General features: G+C 66.4%; 15 protein-coding genes. 2 read left to right on the plus strand and 13 right to left on the minus strand.

What is annotated here, in order from left to right; translation table 11 throughout:
• The first annotated feature begins 121 nt into the window (after window positions 1–121).
• Window positions 122–1,888, plus strand: coding sequence for a bifunctional metallophosphatase/5'-nucleotidase (locus tag AAFF27_05910; GenBank protein XAH24726.1), 1,767 nt, complete (start codon window positions 122–124; stop codon window positions 1,886–1,888).
• Between the two features lie 94 nt (window positions 1,889–1,982).
• Here AAFF27_05910 and AAFF27_05915 read toward each other — a convergent pair whose 3' ends face one another.
• The 8 genes from AAFF27_05915 to ccsA all read right to left on the minus strand — a co-directional run bounded on the left by AAFF27_05915 (window position 1,983) and on the right by ccsA (window position 12,188).
• Entirely contained in the window at window positions 1,983–2,579 is a 597-nt protein-coding gene (locus tag AAFF27_05915) for a histone H1-like DNA-binding protein (protein ID XAH26168.1), read from the minus strand.
• 180 nt (window positions 2,580–2,759) lie between these two features.
• Complete coding sequence (locus AAFF27_05920; protein ID XAH24727.1) at window positions 2,760–3,917, minus strand: ribonucleotide-diphosphate reductase subunit beta; 1,158 nt, start codon at window positions 3,915–3,917, stop codon at window positions 2,760–2,762.
• 173 nt (window positions 3,918–4,090) lie between these two features.
• Window positions 4,091–7,012: a ribonucleoside-diphosphate reductase subunit alpha gene (locus tag AAFF27_05925; protein ID XAH24728.1), complete on the minus strand. Its 2,922-nt coding sequence runs from the start codon at window positions 7,010–7,012 to the stop codon at window positions 4,091–4,093.
• Between the two features lie 325 nt (window positions 7,013–7,337).
• Complete coding sequence (ampD, locus tag AAFF27_05930; GenBank protein ID XAH24729.1) at window positions 7,338–7,973, minus strand: 1,6-anhydro-N-acetylmuramyl-L-alanine amidase AmpD; 636 nt, start codon at window positions 7,971–7,973, stop codon at window positions 7,338–7,340.
• Window positions 7,963–9,465 carry a sigma-54 dependent transcriptional regulator gene (locus tag AAFF27_05935; GenBank protein ID XAH24730.1) on the minus strand — a complete coding sequence of 501 codons (1,503 nt, stop codon included), beginning with the start codon at window positions 9,463–9,465 and terminating at the stop codon, window positions 7,963–7,965. The genes ampD and AAFF27_05935 overlap by 11 nt, the downstream gene beginning before the upstream one ends.
• Window positions 9,462–11,201, minus strand: coding sequence for an ATP-binding protein (locus AAFF27_05940; GenBank protein ID XAH24731.1), 1,740 nt, complete (start codon window positions 11,199–11,201; stop codon window positions 9,462–9,464). Before AAFF27_05940 ends, AAFF27_05935 begins: the two co-directional genes overlap by 4 nt.
• Window positions 11,149–11,394, minus strand: a complete 246-nt coding sequence (locus AAFF27_05945; protein XAH24732.1) for a PP0621 family protein — start codon at window positions 11,392–11,394, stop codon at window positions 11,149–11,151. The genes AAFF27_05940 and AAFF27_05945 overlap by 53 nt, the downstream gene beginning before the upstream one ends.
• Window positions 11,391–12,188 (minus strand): cytochrome c biogenesis protein CcsA, encoded by a 798-nt coding sequence (ccsA, locus tag AAFF27_05950; GenBank protein ID XAH24733.1) that lies wholly within the window; start codon window positions 12,186–12,188, stop codon window positions 11,391–11,393. The genes AAFF27_05945 and ccsA overlap by 4 nt, the downstream gene beginning before the upstream one ends.
• Window positions 12,189–12,306: 118 nt before the next feature.
• Here ccsA and ffh point away from each other — a divergent pair, with 118 nt between their 5' ends.
• Window positions 12,307–13,686: a signal recognition particle protein gene (gene ffh, locus AAFF27_05955; GenBank protein ID XAH24734.1), complete on the plus strand. Its 1,380-nt coding sequence runs from the start codon at window positions 12,307–12,309 to the stop codon at window positions 13,684–13,686.
• Between the two features lie 130 nt (window positions 13,687–13,816).
• On the opposite strand, the gene mdoH is transcribed toward ffh, so the two are convergent.
• From mdoH to miaB, 5 genes are all read right to left on the minus strand, one after another.
• Complete coding sequence (gene mdoH, locus AAFF27_05960) at window positions 13,817–15,862, minus strand: glucans biosynthesis glucosyltransferase MdoH (GenBank protein ID XAH24735.1); 2,046 nt, start codon at window positions 15,860–15,862, stop codon at window positions 13,817–13,819.
• A 276-nt stretch (window positions 15,863–16,138) separates the two neighbouring features.
• Window positions 16,139–17,557 carry a sigma 54-interacting transcriptional regulator gene (locus tag AAFF27_05965; GenBank protein XAH24736.1) on the minus strand — a complete coding sequence of 473 codons (1,419 nt, stop codon included), beginning with the start codon at window positions 17,555–17,557 and terminating at the stop codon, window positions 16,139–16,141.
• Between the two features lie 9 nt (window positions 17,558–17,566).
• A complete protein-coding gene (locus AAFF27_05970) occupies window positions 17,567–18,226 on the minus strand; it encodes a hypothetical protein (GenBank protein XAH24737.1) in 660 nt (219 codons plus the stop codon).
• A complete protein-coding gene (locus tag AAFF27_05975; GenBank protein ID XAH24738.1) occupies window positions 18,216–19,667 on the minus strand; it encodes an ATP-binding protein in 1,452 nt (483 codons plus the stop codon). The genes AAFF27_05970 and AAFF27_05975 overlap by 11 nt, the downstream gene beginning before the upstream one ends.
• Window positions 19,664–21,016, minus strand: a complete 1,353-nt coding sequence (miaB, locus tag AAFF27_05980) for a tRNA (N6-isopentenyl adenosine(37)-C2)-methylthiotransferase MiaB (GenBank protein ID XAH24739.1) — start codon at window positions 21,014–21,016, stop codon at window positions 19,664–19,666. The genes AAFF27_05975 and miaB overlap by 4 nt, the downstream gene beginning before the upstream one ends.
• Window positions 21,017–21,052 lie beyond the last annotated feature (36 nt).

Consider the following 21,052-nt stretch of genomic DNA (forward strand, 5'->3'; position numbering starts at 1 on the left):
TTTGGCGAGACCGCATGGCGCATAGCTTGCTTGTGGGGCTGGCGCCTGTCTTCATCTTCAATCAATTCCATTTCATGTCGCCATGGTTTTTTTAGCTTCTTTTCGATATGTTGCGCAAACGTTGTCGTTTGGGCGTCTGACCACGCTCGCGGCAGTGGCCTTGCTGGCAGCCTGTGCACAGATCCCGTCGCCCGTGGCGCCAGTCCAGCTAAGACTGATCGCCTTCAATGACTTTCACGGCAACCTGGAGGCAACGGGCCTGAGCCTGGCGCTTGCCGATCCGTCGGACCCGGGGCAGTCCCTGCGCGTGGCAACGGGAGGGGCTGCAGCGCTGGCCGGATCGGTGCAGGCATTGCGCGCCTCTGCTCCTCAGTACAGCGCGGTCATCAGCAGTGGCGACATGATTGGTGCGGCACCGCTTGCCTCGTCTTTGTTCCGGCATGAATCGACGGTGGCCGTCATGAATCAGATCGGGGTGGACGTGGGCATCCCGGGCAACCACGAGTTCGACGGTGGCATCGCCGAGCTGCAGCGCATGATGCAAGGGGGCTGCGGCAAGAATGAAGCAGGTGCCGCGGGCCAATCCTGTGCCATCGGCCGCTACGAGGGCATGCGTTTTCCTCTTGTTGCCGCCAACGTCGAGCGCGTGGACGGCGGGGCGCTCTTTGCTCCTTCGGTGGTGCTGCGCTATGGCAGCCTGCGTGTCGGTTTCATTGGCGCAGTAACGGCCACCACGCCAAGCATCGTCGTGCCATCGGGCGTGGCAGGCCTGCGTTTTGATGACGAGGCCGATGCCATCAACCGTGAAGCGGCCCGGCTCAAGGCTCAGGGCATTGAAGCCTTGGTCGCCGTTTTGCACGAGGGCGGCGTCACCGGAGGGCCCGGCATCCGTACCGACTGGAACGATAGCCGTTGTCCAGGTGCGCGCGGGGCGATCTTCGAGATTGCGCCGCGCATCAGCCAGGACGTGGACGTGATCTTCACGGCCCATACCCATCAGGGTTACCGTTGTATGGTGGGTGGCCGTCCGCTGCTGCAGGCCACCTCCTACGGGCGAGGCCTATCGGTTGTCGATGTGGTGCTGGACCCGAAAACGGGCGAAGTGGATCGTGCGCGCACCGTCAGCAGCAATGTCCCGGTGTTCAACCAGGGCACCAACTCCGCGCAGCGCGCCGCACTGCTGGCGGCACTGCCCGAATCCTATGCACAAGCGCTGCGCAACGCCGTACCTGATGCTGCCGTGGCACGACGGGTTGCCGATTTCGTCGCATTGGCAGCCCCGCGTGCCGACCGGCCAGTGGGGCGCATCGGCGGCAATTTCGACCGCCGGGGAGCGGCCGACACTAGCGCCGGCCGGTTGATTGCCGATGCACAACTGGCTGCCACGCGCGATCCGCAGCGCGGCGGTGCGCAGATGGCGCTCATGAATCCGGGTGGCGTCCGTACCGACATGGTGTGCCGGGGCGGGCAACCTCCCTGCGCCGTCACTTATGGCGACAGCTTCAGCATGCAGCCGTTTGGCAACAGCATGGTGGTAATGACGCTGACAGGGCGCCAGCTCAAGGCCTTGCTGGAGTCGCAGCAGCCTGCAGGCGCCGCCGATCCGACGATGCTTTCGCCCTCGCTGGGATTCGGCTATCGCTGGGTGGCCAGGGCGGCCTTCGGCGAGCGGGTGCGCGATATGCGCTTCAATGGTCAGCCCGTCGCCGACGAGCAGCGTTTGCGCGTGGCCGTCAACAGCTTCCTGGCAGATGGAGGTGATGGCTTCGTGCTGCTGCGCCAGGGCAGTGAGCGGGTCGGTGGTGCCATCGACCTGGATGCCCTGCTGGACTATCTGTCCGGCAACCCGAGCCCTGATCTGCAAGCCCGCGTGATCTGGCAGGACTGATGTCGCGGCATAGGCATGGCGCCTGCGGGGATTCAGCGTAAAGAAAAAGCCCGATGCCTTTCGGCATCGGGCTTGAGCACGAAGTCGTGCTGACTTAGGGCTTGCTGCCCGTCGGGAACGGCCAGGCGGCCTGTGGGTTCAGCGTGGTCTGCGCAGCAGGAGCCGTCGCGGACGCAGCACCCGTCGTCGCCGGGGCGGCAGGCTTGGTCTTCTTGGCAGCGGGCTTCTTTGCAGCCCTCTTGGCGGCAGCAGGAGCAGCAGCAGGCTTCTTGGCCGGTGCAGCCTTCTTCGTCACGGCCTTCTTGGCAGCAGCAGGTGCGGGCTTCTTTGCCACGACCTTCTTCGCCACAACCTTCTTGGCGGCTACCTTCTTCGCCGGTGCTGCCTTCTTGGCTGGTGCGGCCTTCTTCGCCACAACCTTCTTGGCGGCTACCTTCTTCGCCGGTGTTGCCTTCTTGGCTGGTGCAGCCTTCTTCGCCACGACCTTCTTGGCGGCTACCTTCTTCGCTGGTGCTGCCTTCTTGGCCGGTGCAGCCTTCTTCACTGCTACCTTCTTGGCGGGCGCAGCCTTCTTGGCCGGTGCGGCCTTCTTGGCGGCTACCTTCTTCGCTGGTGCTGCTGCCTTTTTGGCTGGTGCAGCTTTCTTCGCAGGGGCCACCTTCTTTGCGGCCGGTTTTTTCGCAGTTGCCATCATTTTCTCCTTGGTCACATTACAAAGAGCACTTCACGCGCATCGAGGCGGCGTGGAATGATCCATGGCGCTGAAGCTTGGCCTCAACACCATGAACGCGGGAACGCCTGCCCACGCACTCTGACGGTGCATTGGTGGGCAGGCGTGAATCGGAATACATGTTGTCTTTTGTCAGAACCTCTAGTCCCAGGACAGCGCGCCCCCCGACTGGTACTCGATGACGCGCGTCTCGAAGAAGTTGCGCTCCTTCTTGAGGTCAATCATCTCGCTCATCCAGGGGAACGGGTTCTCTTCATTGGGGAACAAGGCTTCCAGACCGATCTGCGTTGCGCGCCGGTTGGCGATGTAGCGCAGATAACCCTTGAACATGGAAGCATTCATGCCGAGCACGCCGCGCGGCATGGTGTCCTCGGCGTACTGGTATTCGAGTTCCACGGCCTTCACGAACAATGCCTTGATCTCGGCCTTGAACTCTGCCGTCCACAGGTTGGGGTTCTCGAGCTTGAGCTGGTTGATCAGGTCGATGCCGAAGTTGCAGTGCATGGACTCGTCGCGCAGGATGTACTGGTACTGCTCGGCGGCGCCGGTCATCTTGTTCTGGCGGCCCAGCGCCAGGATCTGCGTGAAGCCTACGTAGAAGAACAGGCCTTCCATCAGGCAGGCGAAGACGATGAGGGACTTCAGCAGCGTCTGGTCGGTTTCGTGCGTGCCGGTCTTGAAGTGCGGATCGCTGATGGCTTCGATGAACGGGAGCAGGAACTCGTCCTTGTTGCGGATCGACGCGATCTCGTTGTACGCGTTGAAGATCTCGCTTTCGTCCAGACCGAGCGACTCGACGATGTACTGGTAAGCGTGCGTGTGGATCGCTTCTTCAAAAGCCTGGCGCAGCAGGAACTGGCGGCATTCGGGCGCCGTGATGTGGCGGTAGGTGCCCAGCACGATGTTGTTGGCGGCCAGCGAGTCGGCGGTCACGAAGAAGCCGAGGTTGCGCTTGACGATGCGGCGCTCGTCTTCGGTCAGGCCGTTCGGGTCTTTCCACAGAGCGATGTCGCGCGTCATGTTCACTTCCTGCGGCATCCAGTGGTTGGCGCAGGTGGCAAGGTACTTCTCCCAGGCCCACTTGTACTTGAAGGGGACGAGCTGGTTGACGTCGGTCTTGGCGTTGATGATGCGCTTGTCTGCGGCATTGACGCGGCGGTGCGTGGCCGGCACTGCGTTCGATTGTGCAGCGCTGATGCCGAGTGCCGTTGCAGATGCAGCGGCCTCGCGTGTGCCGGGCGTACCGCTTGATTGCGGCGCCGGCGATGATGGCTTGACTTCTTCGTCCCAGGTCAGCATAGGTTTTCCAGTAGTCGGATTATGAAAGCAGGCATGCGAAATGAAAAGGTCCTGTCACAGGTCCATGCACTTCGCGATGCCCTCCTTGTTGCTCGGCTGCATCGTTGCGCGCGTTGCGGGGACCGCAAGCGCGCAGTGGCTCCGGGTCTTTTCTCTTTCGCTTCCTCGTGGCGTTACTGGCAGGCTTCGCAAGTAGGGTCGTCGATCGCGCAGAACTTGATGTCTGTTGCGGGCAGTGCGTCGGCCTGCGCGCGTGCCTGTGCGGCGGCGGCTTCGATTGCACTCGGTGCTGCGGCAACAGCCGCAGGCTCGCCCGAAGAGACGGAGTTGAGCCGGCCCGACTGCACAGTCGATTTCTCGGCATGCGTCGCGCTGATGGTGCGCAGGTAGTAGGTGGTCTTCAGGCCGCGCAGCCAAGCCAGCTTGTAGGTGTCGTCGAGCTTCTTGCCGGAGGCGCCAGACATATAGATGTTCAGCGATTGGGCCTGGTCGATCCACTTCTGGCGGCGTGCGGCGGCTTCGACCAGCCAGGTGGTCTCCACCTCGAACGCGGTTGCGTAGAGTGACTTGACGCTCTCCGGGACCCGGTCGATCGGGCGCAGCGAGCCGTCGAAGTGCTTCAGGTCCATGACCATCACGTCATCCCACAGGCCCAGGCGCTTCAGGTCGCGCACCAGGTAGCCGTTGATGATGGTGAATTCGCCCGACAGGTTGGACTTGACCGAGAGGTTGCCGAAGCAGGGCTCGATCGAGGCGTCCACGCCCACGATGTTGGAGATGGTTGCCGTCGGTGCGATGGCCACGCAATTGGAGTTGCGCATGCCGTCGGCCGCGATCTTCTTGCGCAGGGCGTCCCAGTCGAGGGTGGCCGACCGGTCCACTTCCACGTAGCCGCCGCGGGCCTTCTCCAGCATGTCCAGCGTGTCGAGAGGCAGGATGCCACGGTCCCACAGCGAGCCCTTGTAGCTCTCGTACTGGCCGCGTTCACGGGCCAGTTCGGACGAAGCCCAATAGGCGTAGTAGCAGATGGCCTCCATGGATTGGTCGGCGAAGTCGACGGCTTCTTGCGAGGCGTAAGGGATGCGCAGCTCGTAGAGGCTGTCCTGGAACGCCATCAGGCCGAGGCCGACCGGGCGGTGGCGCATGTTGGAGACGCGGGCTTTCTCGACGGCGTAGTAGTTGATGTCGATCACGTTGTCGAGCATGCGCATCGCGGTCTTGATCGTCTTCTTCAGCTTGTCGTGGTCGACGCCGCCATCCTTCAGATGCTGCAGCAGGTTCACGGAACCCAGGTTGCAGACGGCGGTTTCGGTGTCGCTGGTGTTGAGCGTGATCTCGGTGCAAAGGTTGGACGAGTGCACCACGCCTGCGTGTTGCTGGGGCGAGCGCACATTGCAGGCGTCCTTGAACGTGATCCAGGGGTGGCCGGTCTCGAACAGCATGGTGAGCATCTTGCGCCACAGGTCGGCTGCCTGCACCGTCTTGGCGGGCTTGATTTCACCGCGGGCGGCCTGTTCTTCGTAGGCCACATAGGCCTGCTCGAACTCGGCTCCAAACTTGTCATGCAGGTCAGGCACGTTGGAAGGCGAGAACAGCGTCCAGCTGCCCTTTTCCATGACGCGGCGCATGAACAGGTCGGGCACCCAGTTGGCGGTGTTCATGTCATGCGTGCGGCGGCGGTCGTCGCCGGTGTTCTTGCGCAGCTCCAGGAATTCTTCCAGGTCCAGATGCCAGGATTCGAGGTAGGTGCAGACCGCGCCCTTGCGCTTGCCACCCTGGTTCACGGCCACGGCGGTGTCATTGACCACCTTGAGGAAGGGCACCACGCCCTGCGATTCGCCATTGGTGCCCTTGATGTGGCTGCCCAAGGCGCGCACGCGGGTCCAGTCGTTGCCCAGGCCGCCGGCGAATTTCGACAGCAGTGCGTTTTCCTTGATGGCGTCATAGATGCCGTCGAGTGCGTCGGGGACCGTGGTCAGGTAGCACGACGACAGCTGCGAGCGCAGCGTGCCGCTGTTGAAGAGGGTCGGGGTGCTCGACATGAAGTCGAAGGACGACAGCACTTCGTAGAACTCGATGGCGCGACCTTCGCGGTCTTGCTCCTTCAGCGCCAGGCCCATGGCCACGCGCATGAAGAAGGCCTGCGGCAGCTCGATGCGGGTCTTGCGCACGTGCAGGAAATAGCGGTCAAACAGCGTCTGCAGGCCCAGGTAGTCGAAGCGCAGATCGCGCTCGGCCTTCAGGGCGCTGGCCAGGCGCGGCAGGTCGTAGGTGAGCAGTTCCGGGTCGAGAAGCTCGTTGTCCACGCCCTTCTGGATGAAGGCCGGGAAATAGCCCAGGTACTCGGCTGCCATTTCACCCTGGGCCACGTCCTTGCCCAGGACTTCCTTGGCGATGGTGTGCAGCAACAGGCGCGCGGTGGCGTAGGTGTAGTCCGGATCTTTCTCGATCAGGGTGCGGGCGGCAAGAATCGATGCCTTGTAGACCTCGTCGACCGGCACGCCGTCGTAGAGGTTGCGCATGGTTTCGGCGACGATGGGCTCTGCCTTGACGTCGGCGCCCAGGCCTTCGCAGGCGGCTTCGATCAGGCTGTGCAGGCGGCTGGTGTCCAGCACGAAGCGTTGGTCGCCGTCGACGACATGCAGCATCTGGGTGGTCGGCGCGGACTCTTCCTGCTGGCGGGCGCGTTCTTGGGCGTGGCGTTCACGGTAGAGCACATAGGCGCGTGCTGCTTCGTGATGGCCATTGCGCATCAGGCCCAGTTCGACCTGGTCTTGCACGTCTTCGATATGAAAAGTGCCGCCACCTGGGCGCGAGCGCAGCAGTGCGCGCACCACGGCCTGGGTCAGGCCGTCGACGGTCTCGCGCACGCTGGCGGAGGCCGCGCCCTGGGTGCCGTGCACGGCCAGGAAGGCCTTCATCATGGCCACGGCAATCTTCTGGGGCTCGAAGGGGACGACCGCGCCGTTGCGGCGAATGATCTGGTATTGGGCCAGTGTCGACGGGGTGACGCTGGGCGCCGCTGGCTGGGCGTCTGCGGCGAGAGGGTGGCGGGCGATGGTGGAGGCTGGGGTATTCAGGGCAGCAGACTGCATGGCGTCCTCTTGCGGTTGAATTAGGGGAAAGAAAGAAGGAGACCGAGGTCTCCAGCTGAAAAACGGCGGGTCGGAGAAGAGGTCTCGACACACTATATCTAGTGTATGCGGGGTTTTCAACACGCTACAGGTAGCGTTTGTTGAGTGTAAGCGCTGGTAATAAAACTTGCAGTTCGAGGGGTTCTGGAAAGCATGCCCCGACGTCTTTCGTCAGGGTCACGCGGCGGGCCGCGTGGATGCTGGAATTGGATGGCTGCGCCCAATGGCCGTGCGGTGTGCCAGCGCTTTTGTCGTGCAGGCGCGCGTGCGGGCTGCAACGAGGCAATCAGGAGGGGGCGGCCTCTTGGTCGGAGGCGGGAGCGAGTCCCTGCCTATTGTCCCCGATGCCCACCGGAAAAAAGGAGGCAGGCCAGGACAAAAATTTCTGCAGGCGCTCCCAGTCAAAGCCTGGTCCGGGATCTTGCTTGCGTCCCGGGGCGATGTCTGAATGGCCGGCTATGTGGGCGATGGGATAGTGCGCGCGCAAGGCCTGGCACAGGGCTGCGAGCGCGGCGTACTGGGCGTCTTCGAACCGGTCGCCTTCAAGGCCCTCCAGTTCGATGCCGATGGCGTCGTCATTGCATTCCGCCCGGCCTCGATAGAAAGAGCGGCCGGCGTGCCAGGCACGGTCGTCGCAGCCTACGAACTGCCAGAGCGTGCCGTCGCGGCGGATATAGAAGTGGCTGGAGACTTCCAGCCCTCGGATCGTGCCGAAATAGGGGTGGGCGTCCCAGTCCAGGGTGTTGCTGAAAAGCTGAAAGACTTCGTCTCCGCCGTAGCAGCCGGGGGGCAGGCTGATCGAATGCACGACGAGCAGGTCCACCACCGCGGTAGCGGGGCGGGCATTGAAGTTGGGAGACTGGAGGTGACGGGCGCCATGCCACCAGCCCGCCGCCCATTGCGGTGCGGCTTCAGCGGGCATCGGAGTCGCCGCCGCCATCCTCGTCCTGCAGGTCTTGCGCATCCTGCGGGGCCACTATGCGCAGCCGGGCGATGCGATAGCGGATTTGCCGCAGGCTGATGCCGAGCCGGGCGGCGGTTGCCGTGCGGTTGAAGCCGTTCTCGTGCAGGGCATGCACCAGAATTTCGCGCTCGCGTGCGTCCAGGTAGGCCTGGAGGTCCTGCGGCATGGGGGCCGCCGGCGAGTCGACTGCCAAGTCGGGACGGGCCGCCTCTTCATGGGCCATGGCGGGGACTGTTGCCCCTGCAGTGTGTTCAGCGTCGATCTGCAGGACATCACCATCACTCAGGGCCACGGCGCGGTGCAGCAGGTTTTCCAGCTCGCGAACGTTGCCGCTGAGGGGTAGTTGCGCAAGCTGCGCCTGGGCCGCAGGGGAGAGCGCGGGCACCGGCAGGCCGGATTCCTGGGCAATGCGAGCCAGTAGCGCTGTGCACAGCGCAGGCAGGTCGCCGCGGCGCTCGCGCAGTGGCGGCACTGCGATTTCGATCACATTCAGCCGGTAGAACAGGTCCTGCCGGAAGCGGCCTTCGCGCACGTCGGAGGTCAGGTCGCGGTGCGTGGCGCTGACGATGCGCACGTCCACCGGCTCTTCCTGGGTCGAGCCGATCGGACGCACGCTGCGTTCCTGGATGGCGCGCAGCAGCTTGGACTGCATGGCCAGCGGCAGGTCGCCGATCTCGTCGAGGAACAGGGTGCCGCCGTGCGCGGCCTGGAAATAGCCTTCGCGGTCTTGCAGCGAGCCGGTGTAGGAGCCTTTGCGGGCGCCGAAGAATTCGGCCTCCAGCAGGTTTTCCGGGATGGCGCCGCAGTTGACCGCCACCAGGGGGCCGGCGGCGCGGTGGCTGCAGGCGTGCAGCGCGCGTGCGACCAATTCCTTGCCGGTGCCCGATTCGCCGCGCACCAGCACCGGCGCCATGCTGCGCGCGACCTTCACGATGCGCTGCTTGACCAACTGCATGGCCTGGGATTCGCCAACCAGCCGCGCCAGGGCGGTTTCTGGCCCGGTCGTTGGGATGGTGTCTGTGGCTACGCTGCGTGCAGGCGCCGTCGCACTGCTCGCCCCGGTGGTTTGTACGGCGGCCGCCACGACGGCGCGGAACTGTTTCAGGTCGACCGGCTTGGTGAGGTAGTCGAAGGCACCGGCCTTGAGGGTTTCAACGGCGTTCTCGGCCGAGCCGTAGGCAGTGATGACCACACAGCGCTCGGGGCGCTGCAGGCTGCGCAGCAACTGCAGGACCTCCAGGCCGGAGCCGTCGGGCAGGCGCATGTCGGAGATCACGGCATCGAAGCGGCGGCGCTGCAGGTGCTCGCGCGCTTCCAGCAGGCTGGCGGCGGCTTCCACGCGGTAGCCTTCGCGCAATAGCGTCAGCTCATAGAGCGTGCGCAGGTCGGGCTCGTCGTCAACGACCAGGATGGTGCTATCGGCAGAGGGGAGGCGGGGAATGGAGCTCACACGACTATTGTGTCAAAGAGCGAGTTGGTGGCGGCGGAATGCGGGTGACGGAACACGATGGTGAACGCATTGCCGTCCACGGGCCCGGCGGCCGTGGGGCGCGGCATGCGGCGATAGGCGATGCCGGCGCCATGGCGCTCGCAGAGTTCCCTGCATATATAGAGGCCCAGGCCGCTGGAGCGGCTCTCGGAAGAGAAGAAGGGCTCGAACAGGCGTTGCTCCACTTGCGGCTCCAGCGGTGCGCCGTCGCTCCACACCTCCAGCAAGGCCTGGTTGCCGGCGGCGGTCCAGGTGCGCACCTGCAGGGCGTCGGGGTCGGGGCCGATGTAGCGCAAGGCGTTGTCCAGCAGGTTGACCAGGATGCGGCGCAGGTGGTCGGGGTCGAACTCCACGCGCACGCCGTCCCCGGCTTCCGGCATGACCTGCAGGCCACAGCCCTTGCCGCCGTGCTGGTGCCAGTCGTGGCAGGCGGTGTACACGGTTTCATCGAGCGGGATGGCGACGCTGCCGGTGAAGTCGAGCTGGTGCTGCGCCCGGGAGACATCGAGCACCTCGTCGGCGATCTTGGCCAGGCGCTGGGCGTTCTGGCGCACCATCAGCGTGAGCTGCTTGTGGGCGGGGTCGTGCAGGTCTTCGTCCAGCAGCGCGTTGGCCTGGGCGATGGCCGCCAGCGGGTTGCGGATCTCGTGGGCCACTGCCGCCGACATGCGCCCCATGGCGGCGAGCCTGTCGGTGTGCAGGCGTGCCTCGGTGTCGCGCAGGTCCTGCAGGAACATGACGCAGAGGGTTTCGGCGTGCTGCTCGCGCAGCGGCGTGAGGCGGGTGCGCACATGCAGGCGGCGCGGGCCGCGCTCGGCGTGTTGCAAGACGACATCGGTCGCCTGGCGGCCGCCCTCTGCCACGGTGCGGTGCGCAAGATCGACCAGGGGCAGCCAGGCCGGCTCAGCCGCCAGCGAGAAGGGCGGCGCGGCGTGGCCGGCATCCAGCAGCACCCGCGCGGCCGGGTTCGCGGCGCGCACCCAGCCGGCGTCATCGACCACCAGCACGCCGTCGGTCAGGGTCTCGATGACCAGTTCATTGACCTGCGCCTGCACCGCCGCCGCCATCTGGCTGCGCCGCGCCAATTCTTGTTCGCGCGCGAGGCGCGCTGCCAGTGGCTGCACCAGGAAGGCCACGGCAAAGTAGCCGATGCCGGTCAGCCCCGCCTGCAGTAGCCGCGGCGTGGCGCCGGCGGATGCGTCCAGCCAGAGCCAGGCGGCGTCCGCCAGCAGCAGCAGCGTGACGCCAGCGGCGGTGCCTAGCGCCATGGCGCGCGAGCCGAGCACCGCAGCCATCAGCACCGGCAGGCCGAGCAGGGGCGTGTAGTTCATGCCGCCCGACTGCAGCACCTGCATGGCGGAATAGGCCAGCAGGTCGACGCCGATGGTGGGCAGCCAGCGCTGGCCAAGCTGCACCGTGCTGGCCCCCGGTGGCGCAGCTCCGAATCGCACGACCAGCGTGGCGGCCAGGTAGACGACGCACAGCAATAAAAATGGCGTGCGATGGGTTTGCCCGATGGCCTGGATCAGGCCCTGCAGCAACAGCAGGGCCACGGCCACCAGCAGGCGTGCCGTGGCAAAGCCGCGCCAGATGCGCGCGAAGCTGGTGTCGGGGGCCTCGAAGCGGGCGCTCGCGGGGGACACGCTATTGGGGCCCGGGGCCGGCGCGCTGGTGCGCCGCGCAGCAGAAGATGCCATTGGCCGCCACCAGGGCGTCGCTGCGCGGCAGGTGCAGGCCGCAGGCGTCGCAGCGCACCATGTCTTCGGGCGGCGCGATGCGCGGTGCGGCGGCGCGGGCCGTGTCGCGCGGCTTGGTGGGCTTGACCTCGCGGCCGCTGCGCAGCAGCCAGAGCAGCAGCCCAACGGCGGCCAGTATCACGAGCAGCTTCATACGCTGCGCCCCAGCACCACTTCCAGCACGAAGCGCGAGCCGACATAGGCAAGCAGCAACAGGGCCGAGCCGATATAGAGCCAGCGCAGGGCGACGCGCCCGCGCCAGCCAAAGCGCGCACGGCCCAGCAGCAGCACGGCAAAGGTCAGCCAGGACAGCACCGAGAACACCGCCTTGTGGTCCCAGCGCCAGGCGCGGCCGTAGAGGGTTTCGCCAAAGAACAGGCCTGCGGCCAGGGTGGCCGTGAGCAGCACGAAACCGGCGGTAACAAAGCGGAAGGTCAGGCGCTCCAGCGTCAGCAGCGGCATGCCGCTGTGCGGATCGGCGGCCAGGCGCATCTGCTTTTCGGCCCGGGTCATGAGCCAGGCGTGGATCAGCGCGGCGGCAAACAGGCCGTAAGAGGCAATGCCCAGCGCCAGGTGCAGCGGCAGCCAGGGCGAGCTTTGCACGTGCAGGGGCGTGCCGGGAAAGACCAGGGCCAGCAGCACGGCCAGTGCGCCCAGGCCGGACAAGGTCCAGCGGGCGCGCATCTGGGGGAACAAACGGCTTTCCACGGCATATACGGTGAGCACCAGCCAGGCGGTGATGGAGAGCGCCGGCGCAAAACCGAAGCGGGGCTGCTCGGCAAGCAGGGTCCAGACCAGCACTACGGCGTGCAGCAACCAGGCGGTCACCAGCGCGCCGCGGCTGACGTTTTCGAGCATGCGCCGCGAAAAAAGGGCCGGCAGCGCATAGGCGGCGGCGGCCGCAAGACCCAGCACGAGGCTGACCGGGGACGCGCTGGGTAAAATCATGGCGCAAGTTTAGTGGCGTTCCCCTGCCATTTCCCGTGCCGCCCTGCGCACCGCCCGCCCGCCACATGCGCCCCGGCGGCCCCCCGTTTCTCTTCCGTCCCGCGACGAACCCCCGACCATGGCCTCCGCACTTACCGACAAACTCTCCCGCCTCGTCAAGGAAATGCGTGGCCAGGCCCGCATTACCGAATCCAATGTGCAGGACATGCTGCGCGAGGTGCGCATGGCGCTGCTCGAAGCGGACGTGGCCCTGCCCGTGGTGCGGGACTTCATCGCCCGCGTGAAGGAAAAGGCACTGGGCCAGGACGTGATGGGCTCGCTCAAGCCGGGCCAGGCGCTGGTGGGCATCGTCAACCGCGAACTCGCGGCGACCATGGGCGAGGGCATTGCCGACATCAACCTGGCGGCGCAGCCGCCGGCGGTGATCCTGATGGCCGGCCTGCAAGGCGCGGGCAAGACCACCACCACGGCCAAGCTGGCCAAGCACCTGATAGAGAAGCGCAAGAAGAAGGTGCTGACGGTGTCTGGCGACGTTTACCGCCCGGCCGCCATCGAGCAGCTCAAGACGGTCACCAAGCAGGCCGGCGCCGAGTGGTTCCCGAGCACGCCCGATCAAAAGCCGCTGGAGATCGCCCAGGCCGCGCTGGACTACGCCAAGCGCCACTTCTTCGACGTGCTGCTGGTGGACACCGCCGGCCGCCTGGCGATCGACGAAGTGCTGATGCGCGAGATCCAGGAGCTGCACGGCTTTCTGAAGCCGGTCGAGACACTGTTCGTCGTCGACGCCATGCAGGGCCAGGACGCGATCAACACGGCCAAGGCCTTCAAGGAAGCGCTGCCGCTGACCGGCATCGTGCTGACCAAGCTCGACGGCGACTCGCGTGGTGGCGCGGCGCTGTCGGTGCGGCAGATCACCGGCGCGCCGATCAAGTTCGCCGGTGTCAGCGAGAAGATCGACGGGCTGGAGGTGTTCGACGCCGAGCGCCACGCCGGCCGCATCCTGGGCATGGGCGACATCGTGGCGCTGGTCGAGCAGGTCACGGCCGGTGTCGACATGGAGGCGGCACAGAAGCTGGCCGCCAAGGTCAAGAGCGGTGACGGCTTTGACCTGAACGACTTCCTGAGCCAGCTGCAGCAGATGAAGCAGATGGGCGGCCTCTCCAGCCTGATGGACAAGCTGCCGAGCCAGCTGACGGCCAAGGCCGGTCAGGTCGACATGGACAAGGCCGAGCGCGACATCCGCCGCAAGGAAGGCATCATCCAGAGCATGACCCCGCTGGAGCGCCGCAAGCCGGACTTGCTCAAGGCCACGCGCAAGCGCCGCATTGCGGCTGGCGCCGGCGTGCAGGTGCAGGAGGTGAACCGCCTGCTCAACGAGTTTGAGCAGATGCAGACCATGATGAAGAAGATGAAGGGCGGCGGCCTCATGAAGATGATGAAGCGCATGGGCGGCATGAAGGGCCTGGGCGGTGGCGGCATGCCCAAGCTGCCTTTCTAAAGGTTTTTAGCCAAATAGGCCTCTAGCCCAGGACCAGCCTGGGCATGTAGCTACATATTATGTAGCACGTAGGCAAGAAAAAAGGCCGACATTGCTGTCGGCCTTTTTCGTGGGCGCTGCTTGCTCTGGATCAGGCGGCAGCGGCCAGCTTGCCCGTGATGCGCGGGCGTGCCAGGCGGTTGGCGTGCAGGCGGGCGCGGCGCAGCACGGCGGGCGACCAGCGTTCTTCCGGGATCAGCAGGAAGCCGCGGCTGCGCATCATGGAGCCCAGCTCGATCTGGCTGGTCAGCACGCTGGTCGGGATTGCCAGCAGCAGCGGCAGGCCCACCGGCAGCAGCCACACCAGGGCGCTGGCGTCGATGGCGGCAATGCCCAGGGCCAGCAGGGCGATCACGCTGGTCATCGGGGCCAGGGTGGCCGCAGCGGTGCGCCAGCTCAGGGCCAGGGCTTCACGCGGGGGCGACTTCCATTCCAGCTTGAGGCCGGTGATGGCCACCAGCACGAACAGCGAGTGGGCCAGCATGCGCACCGGCGACTGCAGCAGGGCCAGCGCGCTCTCCAGCACCGAGCTCTTGAGCAGGCTCCAGGTACCGCCGAAGAAGCGTTGCTCCTTCTTCATCAGCACGGCCACGATGCCCAGCACGCGCGGCAGGAACAGCACGCTCACGGTGAAGGCCCACAGGCCCATCAGCTCGGACGGCAGCACGCTGGCGTTGGCGGCGGCATTGCTGCCCGACAGCCACAGGGCGGTGCCCAGCGTCAGGAAGGCCAGCCACAGCGGGGCCGACAGGTAAGACAGGGCGCCGGTCACGAACATGGCGCGGTGCACCGGGTGCAGGCCGGGCTCGGCCATCAGGCGGGCGTTCTGCAGGTTGCCCTGGCACCAGCGGCGGTCACGCTGCAGCTCGGACAGCAGGTCTGGCGGTTGTTGCTCGTAGCTGCCGACCAGATCAGACACCAGCCACACCTGGTAGCCGGCACGGCGCATCAGCGCGGCTTCGACGAAGTCGTGCGACATGATGCCGCCGGACATGCCGCCGGTGCCCTTGATCGGGGCCAGCGCGCAGTGTTCCATGAAGGGCGCGACGCGCAGGATGGCGTTGTGGCCCCAGTAGTGGGACTCACCCAGTTGCCAGAACTGCATGCCCAGCGTGAACAGGCGGCCGGTCATGCGCGAGGCGAACTGCTGCGAACGGGCATGCAGGGTGACGTGGCCGATGGCCTGGGTAGCGGTCTGGATGATGCCGGCCTTGGGGTTGGCTTCCATCAGCTTGACCATGGTGGACAGGCAGTCGCCGCTCATCACGCTGTCGGCATCGAGCACCACCATGTAGCGGTAGTCCTTGCCCCAGCGGCGGCAGAAGTCGGCCACGTTGCCAGCCTTGCGGTGGCTGCGGCGGGTGCGCAGGCGGTAATACACCTCGATCTGCGGCTGCTCCGGGTTGGCGGCCAGCGCAGCGCGCAGGTCTTCCCAGGCGGCGAGCTCGGCGGCGGCGATCTTGGGGTCGTAGCTGTCGGACAGCACGAACACGTCGAACACACGGGCGTTGCCGGTGGCAGCCACCGATTCGCAGGTAGCGCGCAGGCCGGCGAACACCGTGGCCACGTCTTCGTTGCAGATCGGCATGATGATCGCGGTGCGCGCGTCGGCGTTCATCGCGTGGTCACGCACGCTCTGTGCAGAGATGGTGTGCTTGTCGCCGCGCAGGCTGACCCAGAAGCCCATCAGCGCGGTGGTGAAGCCGGTCACGATCCAGGCCGACAGCAGCGCGAACAGGGCGATCTGGCCGTATTGCAGCAAGGCGTTGTCGTAGTGCGGCTGCACGCCGGCGAAGAGCGCGGTGGCGATGGCCGTGGTCAGCACCGTGATCAGCATGAAGACGCTGCGGCGGCGCGAGGCAGCGATCTGCCAGGCTTCGGGGGCCATGCGCTCGGCTTCCAGCGGTGTTTGCACTTCGTGCGAACGGCCGGTCAGCGCCATCAGCAGGGAGGTGCTGATGCTGTTCCAGAAGCCGCGCCAGGGTGCGGGCGCCATCGAGCCGCGGTTGACCGGCGGAGCGGTGACGGAATTGGGATGCCGCTCTTCGCGCAGCGTGCTGCGGCGGGAGAGGGCGGGTGAGGCCGCGACGGGCAGGGCCTTTACGCGCTTGGTCTCGACAGTCGATAGATGGTCCATGGGTGTCACTCTCTGGTCGATGCCTTGGTCGTGAAAGCAGCGGGCCCGGTGACACCTCGGACAACGAGGTGGAGGTGGCTCAGGGTGCTGCACATGACCTATCAGTGCAAACCCCATGCCAGGTTGATTTTTTACTTAAAAATCAACAGGTTATATTGAATTTCTAATGTTTTTATTTAGGTTGACGACAGGCCGGGCCGCCAAACCCCCTTGATTTGTCGCTGGGCAGCGACATGGTGCCGGGCTGCAGGGGCGATTCCCTTTGAAATCAAGGGTTTAGGGGCGTCGTACTTCAGCGACAGCCTCTGGGGCGGCCGGTGGGCCGTCGCCCTTGAAATGGCCTGGTGTGAGTGCGTGCTTCTGCAGCAGGCGATAAAACTCGGTGCGGTTGCGGTCTGCCAGGCGGGAGGCGTCGGCGACATTGCCGTCCGTTAATTTCAACAGGCCGACCAGGTAGTCACGCTCGAAGCGTTGTTTGGCGTCGGCGTAGTTCAGCACCTCGATCGAGGGCGCGCGCAGCGCCCGCTGCACCAGCGCCAGGGGCACCAGCGGTGTCGTGGACAGCGCGGAAACCTGCTCGACCACGTTGTAGAGCTGGCGCACATTGCCCGGCCAGGCAGCGGTGGTCAGGGCCTTGAGGGCTTCGGGCGCAAATCCCGACAGGCGCTTGCCGTACTTGCCGGCGAGCTTTTGCAGGAAGTGGTTGGCCAGCAGGGCGATGTCTTCGCGCCGCTCGCCCAGCGTTGGCAGCGTCAGCGTGACCACGTTCAGGCGGTAGTACAGGTCTTCGCGGAACTGGCCGGTCTGCATGGCCGCGTCCAGGTCGCGGTGGGTGGCCGACAGGATGCGCACGTCCACCGGGATCGATTGGCTCGACCCCACCGGCCGCACGGCACGTTCCTGCAGCACGCGCAGCAGCTTGACCTGCAGGGCGGGCGGCATGTCGCCGATTTCGTCGAGCAGCAGGCTGCCGCCGTCGGCGGCCTGGAATAGACCCTTGTGGTTGCTGGTGGCGTCGGTGAAGGCGCCCTTCATGTGGCCGAACAGCTCGGACTCCAGCAGGGCTTCGGGAATGGCGCCGCAGTTCACCGCCACGAAGGGCTTCTTGGCGCGCGGGCTGGCGCGGTGGATGGCGCGCGCCAGCATTTCCTTGCCGGCGCCGCTGTCGCCGCGCAGCAGCACCGAGGCGTCGGACTGGGCGATCATGCGCGCCTCGGCCAGCACCTCGGCCATGCGGCTGGAGCGGCTGATGATTTCCGAGCGCCAGGCCTCGTCCGTCTGCGGCGTCTGCACCGGCGGCGCGCTGAGGGTCAGCGCCTGCCCGATCTTGTCGAGCAGCTCCTTGCCGTCGAAGGGCTTGGTCAGGTAGCTGAAGACGCCGCGCGCGGTGGCCTCGACCGCGTCGGGAATGGTGCCGTGCGCCGTGAGCAGGATCACCGGCAATGCGGGGTGGCGGGCGCGGATGGTGTCGAACAGCGCCAGCCCATCCTTGCCGGGCAGGCGCACGTCGGACAGCACCAGCTGCGGGTGTTCGAACTCGAGCTGGGTCAGCGCGGATTCGGCCGAGCCGACCGCCGTTACCCGGTAGCCGGCGGCGTTGAGCCGCATCGACAGCAGGCGCAGCATGTCGGCGTCATCGTCCACCACCAGGATGCGGGGCCCGCTTGCGGACGGGGACGTAGTGGTGCGGCTCATGGCGTTTCCTTAGGGCGCGGCGCGCGGGGCGGCCGAGCTGCCGGCCGCTCCGGGCCGGGTCAGGCTGCGTTCGATGGCGCGCACGGCTTCCAGGCGCTCGTTGAGCTGGTCGATCTTGCGCTGGTTGTCGCGCAGTTGCTGGCTTTGCCGGTCGACCATGTCTTCGAGCCGACGCTGCTCGCCGTAGCGCGCAAAGATCATGCGGGCCAGCGGCTGCAGGCGGCGCGCCTCGTCGCCTTGCTGCGCCAGCAGGCGTTGCAGCAGCGTCTGCGCGCGCTGGGTGTCTTGCGGCGCGCGCGTCTGGCCCAGAGCCACCACCAGTTGCATGTCCTGGAAGGGCGCGCGCCGGGCGTCCTGGATGTCGTTCAGGCGCGTGATTTCCTGGGCCAGCTCGGCCGGCGCCATGGCGCGGACGCGGTCTGCGTAGGCCAGCAGCGCCACATTGCCTTCGGGCGGGGGCAGGGCGTTGCTGGTGCCCGGGACTTCGGCGCGCGCCTCGGCGGCGTGCTCGGCTGCCTCAGAGGCTGGGGTGCAGATCGGGGCAACGGGGACGGCGACAGGTGTTGGTGCGGGGAGCGGGGCGGGCGTGCTGCAGCCAGCCAGCAGTGCTGCCGCACCCAGGGCGCTGGCGGAGATCAGCCAGCGCAGTGGAGAGCATTCAGAGGACATGGGGTAATTCGATACGGAAATGAGCGCCGGCGCTATCGGGCAGAAGCTCGATCGTGCCGCCGTGCGCTGCAATGTACTCCTGCACGATGGACAGGCCGATGCCGGTGCCGCGTGCGGCGTCGGCGGGCTGGCGCAATCCGCGGTAGAAGGGCTCGAAGATGCGGGCCCGGTCGGCTTCGGCCACGCCCGGCCCCTGGTCCTGGACCTCGATGTGCACCTGGTTGCCCTGGCGCGCCACGCGCAGCGCGATGGTGCCGCGGCGCGGCGAGAAGCGGATGGCGTTGGACAGCAGGTTGCCGATCACCGTCGCCAGCTTGCCGGCATCCACCTGGGCCGATACCGGCGTGCCCTCGATCCGCACCGACAGCGCGTGGGCCTGCCACTGCAGGCGCTGGGCATCGACCTGCTCTTCCAGCAGTTGCAGCAGATCGACCTTCTGCCGCTGCAGTTGGCGCGCCTCGAAGGCGGCGGCGTTGAAGCGCAGCAGGGCCTCGATCTGGCCCTGCAGCACGCCGGTGTTCTGCTGCAGGATGCGGGCGACTTCGCGCTGGTTGTCGCTCAGCTCGCCCGCCACGCCGTCTTCGAGCAGGGCCACGCCTTCGCGCAGCGCGGCCAGCGGCGTCTTCAGTTCATGCGAGATATGGCGCAGGAAACGCGCCTTGTCGGCGTCCAGCTCGGTCAGCCGCAGGCGCAGCCATTCGAGCTGCTGGCCGACGCGGCGCACGTCGGCCGGGCCGCGGATGTCGATCGGTTCATCGAGCTGGTTCTCACCCAGCCGCACGATGGCGCGCTCCAGGCGCTTGAATGGGCGCGCCAGCCACAGGCCAAAGCCCACGGCCAGCACCACCGCCAGGGCGATGGCGCCCATCACCATGCGCGTGAGCCGCTCGCGGCTCTGGTCCAGGCGCACCGTGAGGATGCCGTTGCGCTCTTCGATGGCGCGCTGCACCTCCTGGGCGACGGCGGCGTTGGCTGCCTCCAGCTCGCGGAATTCGGCGGCCATGGCGCGTTCCCGGTCGAGCGCGGTCTCGGTCGGGCCGGCAAACAGGTTGGTGATGGACGTGAGCTGCTTGCGCCAGCGCTCGGCCACCTCTGGCGGAACGTCGCCGGGCTCAAGTTGGGCCAGCAGATCGGAGCCTTCGCGCGCGGCCTCGTCGAAGCGCTTGCGCAGCATGGCGTCGTTCAGGATCAGCGACTGGCGGCCGGCGCGCTCCATGGTGGCGCTGCGGTCTACCAGGTCTTGCACCACGGCATTGAGCTGCATGGCCCGCGCCGAGAAGCCGCGGCTTTCCGCCATCAGGCCGTCGAAGGTGAACACCGCGCGCAGCGAGATGCCGCCCAGCAGGGCCGCGATCAGCAGGAAGGCGACCAGCAGCAATTGCTGGAAGGAGCCGCGCACCGGGCCGCGGCGGGCCGTGCCTGTGGGGGGCGCGTTGCTCATGCGGCCAGCGCTGCCTCGCGGGTGGGCACGGCGCCGCGCAGCGAATGGCCCAGGGTTTCGGTGATGGTCACGTCCACCATCTGGCCGATCAGGCGCGCCGGGCCCTGGAAGTTGACGACCCGGTTGCACTCGGTGCGGCCCATCAGCTCGGGCGCCTCGGGTGTGGACTTGCGCGACGGGCCTTCGACCAGCAGGCGCTGCGTGGTGCCGACGCGGCTGGCGCTGATGGCGCGCACGTTGTCCTCGATCACGGCCTGCAGGTGCTGCAGGCGCTTGAGCTTGACCTCGTGCGGCGTGTCGTCGGCCAGGTTGGCAGCGGGCGTGCCCGGGCGCGGGCTGAAGATGAAGCTGAAGCTGGTGTCATAGCCCACGTCGTGGATCAGCTTCATCATCTTCTGGAAGTCTTCCTCGGTCTCGCCGGGGAAGCCGACGATGAAGTCGCTGCTCATGGCCAGGTCTGGGCGGATGGCGCGCAGCTTGCGGATGGTGCTTTTGTATTCCATGGCGGTGTAGCCGCGCTTCATGGCCATCAGGATGCGGTCGCTGCCATGCTGCACCGGCAGGTGCAGGTGGCTCACCAGTTGCGGCACCTTGGCATAGGCCTCGATCAGGCGCGGCGTGAACTCGTTCGGGTGGCTGGTGGTGTAGCGGATGCGCTCTATGCCGGGGATCTCGGCCACGTACTCGAGCAGCAGGGCAAAGTCGGCGATCTCCGCCGTGCCGCCCATGGGGCCGCGGTAGGCGTTGACGTTCTGGCCCAGCAGCGTGACCTCGCGCACGCCCTGGTCGGCCAGGCCGGCGATCTCTACCAATACGTCGTCGAGCGGGCGGTTCACTTCCTCGCCCCGGGTGTAGGGCACGACGCAGTAGCTGCAGTACTTGGAGCAGCCTTCCATGATCGACACGAAAGCCGTCGAGCCCTCGACGCGCGCGGGCGGCAGGTGGTCGAACTTCTCGATCTCGGGGAAGCTGATGTCGACCTGCGGGCGGTTCAGGCGCACGCTGTCGTTCAGCATCTCGGGCAGGCGGTGCAGCGTTTGCGGGCCAAACACGATGTCGACGTAGGGCGCGCGCGCAATGATGGCCGCGCCTTCCTGGCTGGCGACGCAGCCGCCCACGCCGATCTTCACGCCCTTGGCCTTCAGGTGCTTGATGCGGCCCAGGTCGCTGAACACCTTCTCTTGCGCCTTCTCGCGCACCGAGCAGGTGTTGAACAGGATCAGGTCGGCCTCTTCCACGTCCTGCGTGGGCTCGTAGCCCTGGGCGGCGCCCAGCACGTCGGCCATCTTGTCCGAGTCGTACTCGTTCATCTGGCAGCCGAAGGTTTTGATGAAGACTTTTTTATTCATGGCGTCGTGGGGCGTGGGCCCGTGGGGAATGGCGTG

The sequence above is a fragment of the Xylophilus sp. GW821-FHT01B05 genome (assembly GCA_038961845.1).
GTDB lineage: Bacteria > Pseudomonadota > Gammaproteobacteria > Burkholderiales > Burkholderiaceae_C > Xylophilus.